Origin of the sequence: Micromonospora sp. NBC_01405 (assembly GCF_045040155.1) — a bacterium.
Taxonomy (GTDB): domain Bacteria; phylum Actinomycetota; class Actinomycetes; order Mycobacteriales; family Micromonosporaceae; genus Micromonospora.
This window is the reverse complement of record NZ_CP109532.1, coordinates 3635193-3647737: the sequence shown is the minus strand read 5'-3', so window position 1 is coordinate 3647737 and position 12545 is coordinate 3635193. Positions and strand designations below refer to the sequence as shown.

The 12545-nt window shown below is 74.2% G+C and carries 9 protein-coding genes, 3 pseudogenes and 1 riboswitch; of the genes and pseudogenes, 5 read left to right on the top strand and 7 right to left on the bottom strand.

The genetic code is table 11. The features are described 5' to 3' along the window. Positions 1–177 precede the first annotated feature (177 nt). Entirely contained in the window at positions 178–1359 is a 1182-nt protein-coding gene (locus tag OG559_RS15745) for an ABC transporter substrate-binding protein (RefSeq protein ID WP_405104580.1), read from the top strand. Between the two features lie 94 nt (positions 1360–1453). Here OG559_RS15745 and OG559_RS15740 read toward each other — a convergent pair whose 3' ends face one another. Both OG559_RS15740 and OG559_RS15735 read right to left on the bottom strand, forming a co-directional pair. Then, positions 1454–2317: an ABC transporter permease gene (locus tag OG559_RS15740; protein WP_405104578.1), complete on the bottom strand. Its 864-nt coding sequence runs from the start codon at positions 2315–2317 to the stop codon at positions 1454–1456. A 98-nt stretch (positions 2318–2415) separates the two neighbouring features. After that, on the bottom strand, positions 2416–3444 hold the full coding sequence (locus OG559_RS15735) for an ABC transporter substrate-binding protein (protein WP_405104576.1): 1029 nt from the start codon (positions 3442–3444) through the stop codon (positions 2416–2418). 266 nt (positions 3445–3710) lie between these two features. Between OG559_RS15735 and OG559_RS15730 the strand changes: the two genes are divergently transcribed. The 4 genes and pseudogenes from OG559_RS15730 to OG559_RS15715 all read left to right on the top strand — a co-directional run bounded on the left by OG559_RS15730 (position 3711) and on the right by OG559_RS15715 (position 8003). Next, the gene (locus tag OG559_RS15730; RefSeq protein ID WP_405104575.1) at positions 3711–4547 is read left to right on the top strand and encodes an ABC transporter ATP-binding protein; all 837 of its coding nucleotides are present in this window, start codon (positions 3711–3713) and stop codon (positions 4545–4547) included. Positions 4548–4549: 2 nt separating this feature from the next. Continuing rightward, positions 4550–5488 carry an LLM class F420-dependent oxidoreductase gene (locus tag OG559_RS15725; RefSeq protein WP_405104574.1) on the top strand — a complete coding sequence of 313 codons (939 nt, stop codon included), beginning with the start codon at positions 4550–4552 and terminating at the stop codon, positions 5486–5488. Between the two features lie 48 nt (positions 5489–5536). Beyond that, positions 5537–5644: pseudogene (locus OG559_RS15720) on the top strand (cupin); the annotation flags it as partial. 76 nt (positions 5645–5720) lie between these two features. Further along, positions 5721–8003: a hypothetical protein gene (locus tag OG559_RS15715; protein WP_405104572.1), complete on the top strand. Its 2283-nt coding sequence runs from the start codon at positions 5721–5723 to the stop codon at positions 8001–8003. 54 nt (positions 8004–8057) lie between these two features. Here the strand turns inward: OG559_RS15715 and OG559_RS15710 are convergent. From OG559_RS15710 to OG559_RS15690, 5 genes and pseudogenes are all read right to left on the bottom strand, one after another. Then, positions 8058–8328, bottom strand: a pseudogene (locus OG559_RS15710) (bifunctional hydroxymethylpyrimidine kinase/phosphomethylpyrimidine kinase); the annotation flags it as partial. A 10-nt stretch (positions 8329–8338) separates the two neighbouring features. Beyond that, positions 8339–8764 (bottom strand): annotated as a pseudogene (locus tag OG559_RS15705) (thiamine phosphate synthase); the annotation flags it as partial. After that, positions 8759–8868, bottom strand: a riboswitch (TPP riboswitch). It overlaps the preceding pseudogene by 6 nt. Before the next feature lie 72 nt (positions 8869–8940). Then, on the bottom strand, positions 8941–9903 hold the full coding sequence (locus OG559_RS15700) for an aldo/keto reductase (protein ID WP_405104570.1): 963 nt from the start codon (positions 9901–9903) through the stop codon (positions 8941–8943). 153 nt (positions 9904–10056) lie between these two features. Beyond that, the gene (locus tag OG559_RS15695) at positions 10057–10854 is read right to left on the bottom strand and encodes a nucleotidyltransferase domain-containing protein (protein WP_405104568.1); all 798 of its coding nucleotides are present in this window, start codon (positions 10852–10854) and stop codon (positions 10057–10059) included. Next, on the bottom strand, positions 10851–12530 hold the full coding sequence (locus OG559_RS15690; protein ID WP_405104566.1) for an ABC-F family ATP-binding cassette domain-containing protein: 1680 nt from the start codon (positions 12528–12530) through the stop codon (positions 10851–10853). Before OG559_RS15690 ends, OG559_RS15695 begins: the two co-directional genes overlap by 4 nt. Positions 12531–12545 lie beyond the last annotated feature (15 nt).

Sequence of the window (12545 nt, the reverse complement as noted above, 5' to 3'; positions counted from 1 at the left end):
GTGGGACGCTCGTCCCGAAACGCTTCGACGCATCCTCGCTTGACCACAGGGCCCGGCATTGGCAAGGTTTTGCAGGCTTCGCGCACACCGTACGGCAGACCAATCCCGTTTCTCCACTGAGGACGGAACAAGCGGCGGTGACCGGGCAGCCGCCCGTGCCGCACCTGGAGGACTGAGTTGATCACCATCCGCTCCGTGACCATCACGGCGCTCGCCTCGGCCGTCCTGGCCACCACGCTCACCGGCTGCCAGTTCGGCACGGCGGAACAGGACACGAGCCCCATCGTGATCGCCGTGGACCTGGAGCTGTCCGGCTCGGCGGCCCCTGTCGGCAAGGCGTACCAGCGCGCTCTGGAACTGAAGGTCGAGCAGCTGAACGCCTCGGGCGCCCTGGGCGCCCGGAAGATCGAACTCAAGGTGAAGGACAACCGCTCCGACGCGAGCGAGTCGCTACGCAACGTGGACGACTTCAGCAACGATTCTCGGGTCAGCGCGCTCATCATGGGCGGCTGCAACGAGTGCGCCGTCGGCGCCGTCCGCACGATCAACGACAAGAAGCTCCCGACCGTCGCGCTCGCCCCGGCCAGCGCCGTCGCCAGCCCGGTGGCCGAGCGCCGGTACGTGTTCAAGCTGGCCCCGAACGCGGTGGACAGCGCCGCCGCCCTCACCAATGAGCTGCACCGACGCGGCATCAAGAAGGCCGCGGTGCTCAGCAGCGAGGACAGCTACGGCCAGGAGGGGCTCGCCGCCCTGCGCAGCGAGTTCGCCAAGGCCGGCATCCGGCTGGTCCGCGAGCAGGGGGTCAAGGCCACCGAAACCGACGTCAACCAGCCGGTCCGCACGCTGGCCGATCGCAAGCCGGAGGCGCTGGTCGTCTGGACGCCGCCGGGGCAGGCGATGCTCGCCGCCGACGCCGCTCAGGAGGCCAAGTTCAAGGGCTCGCTCTTCTTCGACGCGGTGGCGGCCGGGGATCTCTTCCTCGGCGCGTCGGCCGGGTCGACCGAGCAGGCAACCCTGATCTTCACCCAGACCATGGTGATCGACGACGTCATCGCCACCACCCCCGCCAAGGCGGCCCGTCGCCAGTGGTTCCAGAACTACACGGCGCGGTTCGGCGGCTACAACGGTTTCTCCTCGTTCGCCGCGGACGCCGTGCAGCTCATCGCCGACGCCGAGCTGCGGGCCGGCGGCGAGCCCGGCAAGGCCGGCCGGGACGGGCTGCGCGACGTGCTCGAGACGTCCCAGCTGGACGGCCTGTCGGGCCCGATCCGAATGACCCCGGACAACCACTCCGGGCTGATGCCGCAGGCCCTCACCACCCTGGTCGCCCGGGGTGGCCGCTGGCGGCTCGCCAGCTGACGAGGTGTTCGCCGTGACCGGCGCGGGTCCAGGCCCACGCCGGTCACGGCGGCACCCGGTCGGCCGGCCGGACGAACCGGCCGGCCGACCGGGCTCACCTGGTCGAGGTGGTCTCCCGGACCCACGGCAGGGCCAGCCGTTCCAGGAAGACCAGCGCCGAGTAGAGCACGATGCTGATCAGCGCCACCAGCATGATGGCCGCCCAGGCGGTGGCGGTGTCGCCCATACCGGCATACTGGGTGATGACGTATCCGAGCCCGCCCTCCCCGGCCTGGAACTCGCCGATCACCGCGCCGATCGCGGCCAGCGGCATGGCCACTTTCAGGCCGACGAAGATCTGCGGCAGCGCGGCCGGGAACCGCACCTTGCGGAACGCCTGCCACCAGGAGGCGTTCCAGGAGCGGACCAGCTCGGCGAGGTCCACCGGGGTGGTGGTCAGGCCGGTCGCCGTGGACAGCACGATCGGGAAGAAGCACAGCAGGAAGACCATGGTCAGGATCGGCTTCTGACCCCAGCCGAGCGCCACCACCAGCAGCGGCCCGAGGGTGATCTTCGGGACCGCGTTGACCGCGACGAGCAGCGGGGTGAACATCCGCTCAACCGTGCGCGAGGCGGCCAGCGAGAGCCCCAGCAGGATCCCGGCCGCGGCGGAGAGCGCGAAGCCGATCAGGATCTCCAGCAGGGTGGCGCCGGCGTGTTCGAGCATCTTGTCCGGCTTGTCGGTGAACGCCGACAGCACCGAGTTGGGGGTGGGCAGCGCGGCGGGGTGCACCAGCTCCAGCCGGGCGGTGACCCACCACACCGCGAACGCGATCAGCAGGCCCGAGGCGGGCAGTAGGGCCCCGTTGAGTCCGAACCGCACCCCGGCGTTGAGGCCGGAGCGACCGGGTGTGGGTATGGGGGCGGGAGCGGCGGGCCGGTGCGCGACCGCCGGCTCCGGTGACCGGAGGTCGGTCATCTTCTCCTCCTCTCCTACCGGCACGGTGGCCGGGGATGGAACGGGGGTACGCCCCGCCGGAGGCCGGCGGGGCGTACCCCCGAGGACGGTCGGACGGGTCAGGCCTTCGGTGCGAGGTCGAAGTCGATGATCTGGTCAGGGGTGATGTTCTGCTTGAGCGAGCCCGCGCCCTGGAGGATCGCGATGCTCTTGGCCACCCGCCCGCTGTCCAGCGTGCCGATCTGGGTGCCCGAGTTGCTGGACCGGACGTACCCGGCCATGAGCCGGAGCTCCGCGGCGGCGGCCGCGGGGTTGCTGGCGTCGACGTTCTTCTTCAGGATGTCGCCCGCCTCCTGCGGGTTGGTCAGCGCGTGCTCCAGGCCCTTCATCAGGGCGGCGGAGAACCGCTTGACCATGTCCGGCTTCTCCTTGGCGATCCTGCTGGAGGTGATCAGCACGTTGCCGTAGAGGTCCTGCATCACGTTGCTGTACGGCAGCATGACGGCCTTCTTCTTGGTCACCGCCTCGATGGTCGGCTGGCCGACGACGAACTGGCCGATGCCGTCGACCTGGCCGGCGGCGAGCGTGCCCATCAGGAGCTGCGCCTCGCCGTTGACCCAATTCACCTTGCTGGCGTCCACGCCGGCCAGCCGGGCGTACGTCGGGAAGAGGTTGCGGACCACGGAGCCGGGGGTGTCGGCGAGCTTCTTGCCCTCCAGGTCCTTCGGAGAGGCGATGCCGGTGCCCTCGACGGTCGCGATGCCCGCCATCGTGCGCTGCTGGATGGCGGCCACGGCGACGAAGTCCTTGGCCTGGCCGTTGCCGAGCTGGAGCAGACCACCGGTGAGGTCGATGGGACCGAAGTCGGCCTGTCCGCCGACGATGGTCTGGATCACGGTACCGGTGCCCTGACCGGCCTTGATCTCGACGTCGAAGCCGGCTTCCTTGAAGAAGCCCTTCTCCTTCGCCACCCAGGCGTAGGAGTCCCGGCCGAAGTTGCCGAAGGAAGTGAGGTACGTCACTTTTTCCAGCGCCTTGCCGTCGCCGCCCTTGGCGCCGGACGAGTCCGCGTCACTGCTGCACGCGGACACCAGGGTGAGTGCGGTGGCCAGAGCGGCCGCGGCGACCGTGCGGGTCAGCCTTTTCATCTGTGCACCATGTCCTTTCCGACCAGGGGCGATGCGCCTCCGGAGGGGTTGTCGAGAGGGACGGCGTCGACAGAGGGGGGAGCCGACGCCACCGTCGTGAGGGGACTTCTCGCCGGCACAGACTACGCAAGGGACCTGCCGGTGTAGCAAGGAGTGTCGGTTGCGGAACGGAAACGAACTGATGTCCAACCCGGACCCCCCGGGCTGCGCCGCGGCGGGCTACCCTAGCTGCGCTCCTGACCGCTTACTCAGGGAGGACACCCGCGATGATTCGACTGTCCGGGGTGTCCCGCACCTTCGACGGCCGCTCCGGTCGGGTCGAGGCGCTGCGGGGCATCGACCTCGACGTGACCGAGGGCGAGTTCGTCGCCGTGCTCGGCCGCTCGGGCTGCGGCAAGTCCACCCTGCTGCGCATGATCGCCGGGCTGCTGCCGGTCACCGCCGGGCAGATCACCGTCGCCGGCACACCGATCACCCGTCCCCGCCGGGACATCGCGATGCTGTTCCAGCGGCCCGCCCTGCTGCCGTGGCGCTCGGTGCTGGACAACGTCCTGCTGCCGGTGGAGATCTTCGGCTGGAAGCGGGCCAGACACCGCGCCCGCGCCCGGGAGCTGCTCGAACTCGCCGGGCTGGCCGGGTTCGAGAAGCGGCTGCCGCACGAGCTGTCCGGCGGCATGCAGCAGCGGGTGTCGCTGTGCCGGTCGCTCATCGGCGACCCCCGGGTGATGCTGATGGACGAGCCGTTCTCCGCCCTCGACGCGCTCACCCGCGAGGAGCTCTCCGGCGAGCTCCAGCGGGTGCACATGACCAGCGGAGCCACCATCGTCTTCGTCACCCACTCGATCGACGAGGCGGTGCTGCTCGCCGACCGGGTGGTCGTGCTGAGTCCTCGCCCCGGCCGGATCCGCTCGGTGGTCGAGGTGGACATCCCGCGTCCCCGCACCCTCGGCCGCAACGCCCACCTGGCCGACGTGGCCCGGGTCAGCGCCGAGCTGCACGAACTGCTGATGGAACGTGACGCACCGGCCGGGCCTGCCCCGGCTCCGCTCGGCCCCGGCACCCACCGGCAGCCCCCGGTACGGGCCGGCGCGGAGGCACGCTGACCGTGCGGGTGGTCGTCTTCACCGAGCCGCACCGGGGCGCCAGCTACGACGACCAGCTCCGCTTCGCCCGGGCGCTCGAGGCGGGCGGCTTCGAGGGCTTCCTGCGGGCCGACCACTACCAGGCCATGGGCGCCGACCCCGGGCTACCCGGCCCCACCGACGCCTGGCTCACCCTCGCCGCACTGGCCCGGGAGACCTCCCGGATCCGGCTCGGCACCCTGGTCACCTCGGCCACCTTCCGGCTGCCCGGGCCGCTCGCGGTGATGGTCGCCCAGGTCGACCAGATGAGCGGCGGCCGGGTGGAACTGGGCATCGGCGCCGGCTGGTACGAGCGGGAGCACACCTCGTACGGCATCCCGTTCCCCGCCGTCGGGGAGCGTTTCGACCGGCTCGCCGAGCAGCTCGAAGTGATCACCGGCCTGTGGCGTACCCCGGTCGGTGAGGCCTACAGCTTCCACGGCGACCACTACCGGCTGGTCGACGCGCCTGCCCTGCCCAAGCCGGTGCAACAGCCCGGCCCGCCGGTGATCATCGGCGGACGCGGCCCCAAGCGCACCCCGGAGCTGGCCGCCCGGTACGCCGACGAGTTCAACATGCCGTTCAAGAGCGTCGCTGAGACGGCCGCCTCGTACGACCGGGTGGTCGAGGCGTGCGACCGCCACGGCCGTACGGACTCGGGGCAGGCGCCGCTGGTGCTCTCCGCCGGGATCGTCGTGGCCATCGGGGGCACCGATGCCGAGGTGCGGGAGCGGGCCGCGCCGCTGCACCACATGAGCGCCCTGCCGCCGGAGGACCCGGTGATCGGCTCCCCCGCCCAACTCGTCGACCGGATCGGCGAGTTCGCCGCGGTCGGAGCCACCCGGGTGCACCTGCGACTGATCGACCTGGCCGACCTGGACCACCTGGAACTCATCGCCGCCGAGGTGCTCCCGCAACTCTAGGCGCACCGGCGTGCTCGACGGGACCGAGCCGGGTGGACGACGCCCGGCGCCGACGAGCCGGCCGGTGAGGTGGTCCACCACGACCCCGGGGCCCGTCCACCGCTCACCGCTGTCGGAGACACGACGTACCTGGCCCGGCCGGCCGAGCTGAAGTAGTCGCAGGTCGGGCGCGTCGCCGCGCCGCGCTGCGCCAAGGTGGCGATCGGGGGCACCGGGCCGTAACGTGCCCGACATGGCCTTTCGGACGTGGGGCAAGCTACTGCTCACCGCGCTCGGGGTGAGCGTGCTGGCCGGGGCCGGTCAGCTCGGCGTCGCGTACGGGTTCGGCATCGTCCGGCTCGTCGGCGAATTCACCGACGCCACCGTCAACCGGTGGCCTGCCCAGCTGGTCTGGGTGAGCTGGTTCGCGACGGTTGCCGCCGTGGTCGGGGCCGTGGTGGTCGAGCGTATCGCCCGTGCCGAGCCCCTCATGGCCACCACGACGGGGCAGCTCGGGGTGGCCGGCGCGGCGGCGCTGGGCGCGACCGTCGTCGCCCTGCTGTGCATGCAGCCGGCCCGCGCCACCGAACTGAGCGGCGTCGACCCGGTCTGGGCGGTCGGCATCTGCGCCGTCCTCGGCGCGGTGGCCGGCGCCGGGGCGGCGTTCGCCGTGCTGCTCCGCCCGCCGCTGGGCTGGAACCTGGCGATGATGGCCGGCGCGGTGTGGCTGGTCGCCCTGTTGTCGTCCCTGCCGGCCCTGGTCGGCACCGGCCCGCTGCCGACCGTGCGGCTGGGGGTGTTCGAGCCGGGCTGGCTCGACGCCGCCGCGGCACAGCGGCTGGCCATGCTGCTGCTGCCGCTGGTGGCCCTGCTCGCCGGCGCGGCCTCGGGCGCGCTGGCCCGCTGGCGGGGCCACCCGCCGCTGATCGGCGGCGCGTCCGGCGCGGCGGGCCCCGTGCTGGTCGCCTTCGCCTACCTGGCCGCCGGCCCGGGGAACTCCGTCGACCGGTACCAGCTCGCGCCCTACCACGGCGCCCTGATCGCGGTCGCCACTGGCGTGCTCGGCTCCGCCGCCGCAACCCTGGCCCGCTGGCCGCTCGTCACCTCCGGCCGCCCCGCCGACCAGCGGGCCGACCGGCCCGCGACGCCGGGCGAGGCCGTCGGCGACCCGGCGATCGAGCCCACGGACATCCTCCGGCCGCTGCCGATCGGCCCGACCGTGCCGGTGACCGGCGACGCGGACGGCGCCGACCCCGTCGGCCCGCCCGCCTCGGACACCGCCTCGGCCCGTCGGGTCCCCGCGACCGTCGGCGATCCGCTGCCGGAAGACCGCTCCGGCGGCGCCCGGGACCTTGCCGCGACGGACACGCCGGCCGGAAGCACCCCAGCGCACTGGGAGTGGCCGATGGCCACCGAGGCCGCCCGCGCGACGCCTGCCGCGCAGGGCGCCCCGCCCCGCCCCACCGACCCGCACGCCCCCGCCGAAGCCACCCGACCCGCCGACGCCACACCCCCCGCCGCCGATGCCTCCCGACCCGCCGACGCCACGCCCTCCGCTGCCGATGCCTCCCGACCCGCCGACACCCCCCGCCCCGCCGACGAGGACACCGAAGTGCCGGCCGCCGAGACGCCCCGGCCGAAGCGGGTCCGCAGACCGAGGGCCGGTGCCGGGCTGCGGACGTCGGCCGCCGAGACGCCCCCGCCGGCCGACGTCCCCGGCCCGACCGACACCGAACCGGCCGCCGTGACGGATCAAAGCGCCGCCGACGCGGCGGGCGCGAGCCGCCCCGGCACGGGCGTCACCGCCACGCCGGCGGCCACCCCGGTCCGGCGAGCCGAGCCCACGTTCTTCGAGGCACCCACGTTCGACGACGTGGTGCAGCCCGCTCCGCCGGAGCCGACCCGGGCGGGCGACGACGGCCCGCGCGACCCGTCGCCCCCGGCCGCGCCGGACAGCCGGCCGGACCCCGTCGACCCCGACCCGCGTCCCCGGCCTCGGCGGCCCCTTCCCGATCTGGGCCGGGTGACGAGCTGGGACGCGTTCGGCAACGCCGTCCGGCGGGCCGGCCCCACGGCGACCGACAGCCGTGACGCGGCCGGGCAGCAGCCCCCGGACCCCCGGCCGGCCGAGCCCGGACCGAGTGAACTGGGCCGGTCCGACGGCGGACGAGACGGCGGCGACCGGACCGGCCCCGGACAGACCACCCACCCCGGACCGGGCGAGTCCGAGTCGGTCGACGCCGGGTCGGGCAGCGCGGGCCCGGTGGCGGCCGGTGCGGTGCCCGAGGACCCGGCCACCAGCCGGTCCCGCCTCCGGCGCGCCCTGTTCCGGCGCAACCGGGCCCGGACCGCCGAGGACACGGCACCCGCGGCCGAGCAGGACGACCGCCGGGAACAGCAGCCGCTGCCGGCGCAGGACGAGGAGTACGTCGACTGGGTCACCGGCCTGGCCCGCCCCGTGCCGGACCAGGACGGCGGGCCGGAGGGCACCGGCCAGCGGTCGCTGCGTTCCCCCGGCCGCCACCACCGGGACTGACGGCGAGAATCGACGACGGACTCCGGCGCGGTGGTTGACGTTGAGCGGCAGTGGTCATCCGGACCAGCCGAAGTGGTCCAGCGGGCCGTGTCCCGCGCCCAGTTCCCAGTCCCGCGCGCCGGTCAGCGCGCGGGTGACGTACTCCTTGGCGGTCGCGACGGCCACCGGCACCGGATCGCCCAGCGCCAGCCGGACGGCGATCGCCGCCGAGAACGAGCAGCCGGTGCCGTGGCTGTGCCGGGTCGGCACCCGGGGCGCGCAGCAGGACGGTCTCCCCGCCCCCGTGCAGCACGTCGACCGCGTCGCCGCCGGTGACCACCACGTGCGCCTGGGTCCGGCAGGCCGGTCTTGGTGTCGGTGGCGTGGCACGGGCCGACGCCCAGGTAGCTGGCCCCGGCGGCCACCGCGTCGGCGGCGGCGCCCGGGGACCGGGCGGTCGCGCCGAGCGTCGCGGCCGGGCCGAGGACCCGGCGGGCCGCCGCCACGGGCAGGTCGTCCGCGCCGACGTGCCCACCGGCCGCGCCGACCGCGAGCGCCACGTGCAGCCGGTCGTTGACCAGGCACGTCGCCCCGTACGGCGCGCACGCCGCGACCATCCGCCGGGCCAGGTCGTACGCCGCGCGGTCGGTGGCGTCGTCGGTGACGCGGACCTGGACGACCAGCTCGGCGCGGGCCACCGCGAGGGCGGCGTGCAGCACGGCGAGCGGGTCCCGGCCCGGCCGGGTGTCGGTGATCAGATGCAGTCGCCCGAGGGACGGCACGGCAATTCTCCTCCCTGCGCCGGCATTACCCGGATCAGGTTCGACGGTCGGGGGCTCTTAGCCCCCCTCTCAGCCCGGTACACCGGGCTCCCGTGGGTTACTTGCGTGTCACCGTACGACGGATGGGCTGCACCGCCAAGGGGGTGTGCCAGTGGGCTGGACCACGGCCGCCCGGCTCAGAGGATGGCGTCGAGCGCGTCCAGGTCGTCGTCGGTGGGCTGCCAGACGCCGGCCTCCGCGTTGGCCCGTACCTGCTCGGGCGTGGTGGCGCCGGCGATCACCGAGGTCACCGCCGGCCGGGCGGCCAGCCCGCCGATGGCCACCTGGAGCAGGGACAGCCCTCGCTCGGCGGCGTACGCCTCCAACGCCTCGATGACGTCCCACCGCGCGCCGGCCAGGCGCTCGGCGTACCGGCCGCCCCCGGAGAGCCGGCTGCCGGCGGGTGCCGCCTCGCCGCGCTTGTACTTGCCGGTGAGCAGCCCGTTGGCCAGCGGGAAGAACGGCAGCATGCCCAGGCCGAACCGCTCGCAGGCTCCGATGACCTCGGCCTCGACGCCCCGCTCCAGCAGCGAGTAGTGGTTCTGCGCGCTGATGAACCGGGCCCGCCCGTTGGACGAGGCGACCCAGTCGGCGTCGGCGATCTGCCAGCCGGCGAAGTTGGAGTTGCCGAGGTAGCGCACCTTGCCGGCGCGGACCAGGTCGTCCAGGGCGGCGAGGGTCTCGTCGATCGGGGTGCCCGGGTCCGGCTCGTGCATCTGGTACAGGTCGATATGGTCGGTGTCGAGCCGGCGCAGCGACGCCTCCACCGCCCGGGCGATGTACCGCCGGGCACCCCGGGCGCCGTGGTCCGGGCCGTTGCGCCCCTGCATGTCCATGCCGAACTTGGTGGCCACCACCACGTCGTCCCGGCGGCCCTTGAGCACTTGGCCGAGCAGTTCCTCGGAGCCGCCCGGCTCATCGCCGTAGATGTCGGCGGTGTCGAAGAGGTTGATGCCGGCGTCGAGGGCGGCGTCGACCACCGCCCGGGTGCCGTCGAGGTCGAGCTTACGGCCGAAGTTGTTGCAGCCGACGCCGACCACGGACACCACGAGCCCGGAGTCGCCCAGCCGTCGATACGTCATCTCAGTCACGAGATCCACCCTATGCCCGCCCCGACGCGACCACCGCTCGGACGCCCCACCGCCCCGGCGTAGCCGCCCGCCCCGGCAACGGCGGCTCACCCCGGGTGCCGCCGGAGAGACGGCCACCCCGGCTCAGCGGGGCGACCCGGCACGGCCCCGTCGAGCGGCGGATCAGCGGAGCGCCTCGGCGACCAGCCGATGCGCGTCGGCGACGGTGGCGGCCAGCTCGGCTCGGGTGCGGCCGACCGCGCCGAGTAGCCCCTGTGCCCGGCGGGCGAAGTCCACCGGGGCGCCCGGCAGCCTGCCGGCCGAGGCGATCATGCCCTTCTCGTTCACCAGCCACCGCCCGGCCCGGCCGTGCAGCGCCTGGACGACCACGCCGACCGCCCGAAACAGGCAGCCGGCCACGTAGCCGCCGTCCCCCGCCGCCGCGCCCTTGGCGGCTGCGTCGAGCAGGAACCCCGCCTCCCAGCCCCCGGCCAGCAGGGCGGTGGCCAGCGCAGCCGGGTAGCACCCGGTCTCCGCCCGCAGCGCGGTCAGCTCCCCGGTCGGGTCGCCGAGCACCCGGCACAGCGCCACCTCGCCGGCGTAGGCGTGCGAGTAGAAGCCCAGCGGGTGACCGGCCTGCACCTCGACGGTGTACCGGCCGGCCCGGCAGTCGGCCCAGACCCGGCCCACCCGGTCGAGGTCGCGGTAGATCCAGTCCACCGCCACCCCGCCGACGCGCAGCCAGCCGCCGCCGTCCACCCACGGCCCCCAGCCGCCCGGCGCGGTCAGTTCCGCCTCCGCCCCGGCCACCGAGGCGGCGACGGCGCGCAGCGCCGGCACGTCCAGGCCACCCCGGTAGTAGAGGCCCACGTCCCAGTCGGAGTCGGGCCGGTGTTCGCCCCGGGCCCGGCTGCCGCCGAGAGCCACCGCGACCACCCCGTCCACCCCGCAGAGCCGGTCGACCAGCTCGTCGGCGATCATCCGACGTCCCAGACCGGCTCCGACGTCTGCACCACCTCGCCGTCGCTACGGAACAGCACGAACCTGTCGAAGGACCGGGTGAACCACCGGTCGTGGGTCACCGCGACCACCGTCCCGGCGAACGCGGTCAGGCCCGCCTCCAGCGCCTCCGCGCTGGCCAGGTCCAGGTTGTCGGTGGGCTCGTCGAGCAGCAGCAGCGTCGCCCCGGACAGCTCCAGCAGCAGCACCAGGAAGCGGGCCTGCTGGCCGCCGGAGAGGGTGCCGAACCGTTGGTCGCCCTGCCCGGCCAGCTCGTACCGGCTCAGCGCCGCCATCGCGGCGTGCCGGTCCATCCCGGCCCGGTGCTCGTCGCCGCGCCAGAGGATGTCGACGAGCGTGCGGTCCACCAGCTCGGGGCGGTCGTGGGTCTGCGAGAAGTGGCCGGGGCGGACCCGGGCCCCGAGCCGGACCGTCCCGCCGTGCGCCACCGGGGCGAGCGCGGCGGCCCCGTCGACCGGGCCGTTGGCCGGCTCCGGGTCGGTGCCGCCCCGCGCCAGCAACCGCAGGAAGTGCGACTTGCCGGTGCCGTTCGCGCCGAGGACCGCGACCCGGTCGCCGTACCAGATCTCCAGGTCGAAGGGGTAGGTCAGGCCGTCCAGCTCGAGCTGCTCGGCGACCACCGCGCGCTTGCCGGTCCGCCCGCCGGTCAACTTCATCCGGATGTCCTGGTCCTTCGGGGGCACGGGCGGCGGCCCGGCCTCCTCGAACTTGCGCAGCCGGGTCTGCGCGGCCTGGTACCGCGAGGCCAACCCGTCGTTGTACGCCGCCTTCTGCTTGTACATCAGCATCAGCTCGCGCAGCTTCTGGTGCTCCTCGTCCCAGCGGCGGCGCAGCTCGTCGAGGCGGGCGTGCCGGGCCACCCTGGCCTCGTGCCAGCTCGCGAAGCCGCCCGGGTGCACCCAGGCGCTGCCGCCCTCCACGGCGACCACCCGGTCGGCGGTGCGGGCCAGCAACTCCCGGTCGTGCGAGACGTAGAGCACCGACTTCGACGACTCGCGGAGCCGGTCCTCCAGCCACCGCTTGCCGGGCACGTCGAGGAAGTTGTCGGGCTCGTCGAGCAGCAGCACCTCGTCGGGGCCGCGCAGCAGCAGTTCGAGGGCGAAGCGCTTCTGCTGGCCGCCGGAGAGGGTCCGCACCGGACGGTCCCGGGCGGCGTCCCAGGGCAGGTCGAGCACGATGATGGCGACGGTGTCGAACAGCACCTCGGCGTCGTACCCGCCGGTCTCGCCCCAGGCGGCGAGCGCGTCCGCGTACGCGAGCTGGGCCCTGCCCGCGGCGGTGCTGAACTTGCCGCGGGCCTCGGCCGCCCGCATGGCCGTCTCGGTCTCGGCGAGCCGGCGGCCGGCGTCGCGCAGCGCGGGCGGGGCAAGCGACAGGGCCAGGTCGGCGAGGGTGGAGTCGTCGCCGATCATGCCGATGAACTGGCGCATCACGCCGAGGCCCCCGGAGCGGGAGACGGCACCGGTCCGCACCGGCAGGTCGCCGGCGACCATCCGCAGCAGCGTCGTCTTGCCGGCCCCGTTCGGCCCGACGAGGGCGACCTTGGTGCCCTCACCGACCCGGAACGACACGTCGGTGAAGAGTTCCCGGCCATCGGGCAGGATGTGCCCGACCATCGCCACGTCCACATATCCCACGTCGGCATCCTGCCC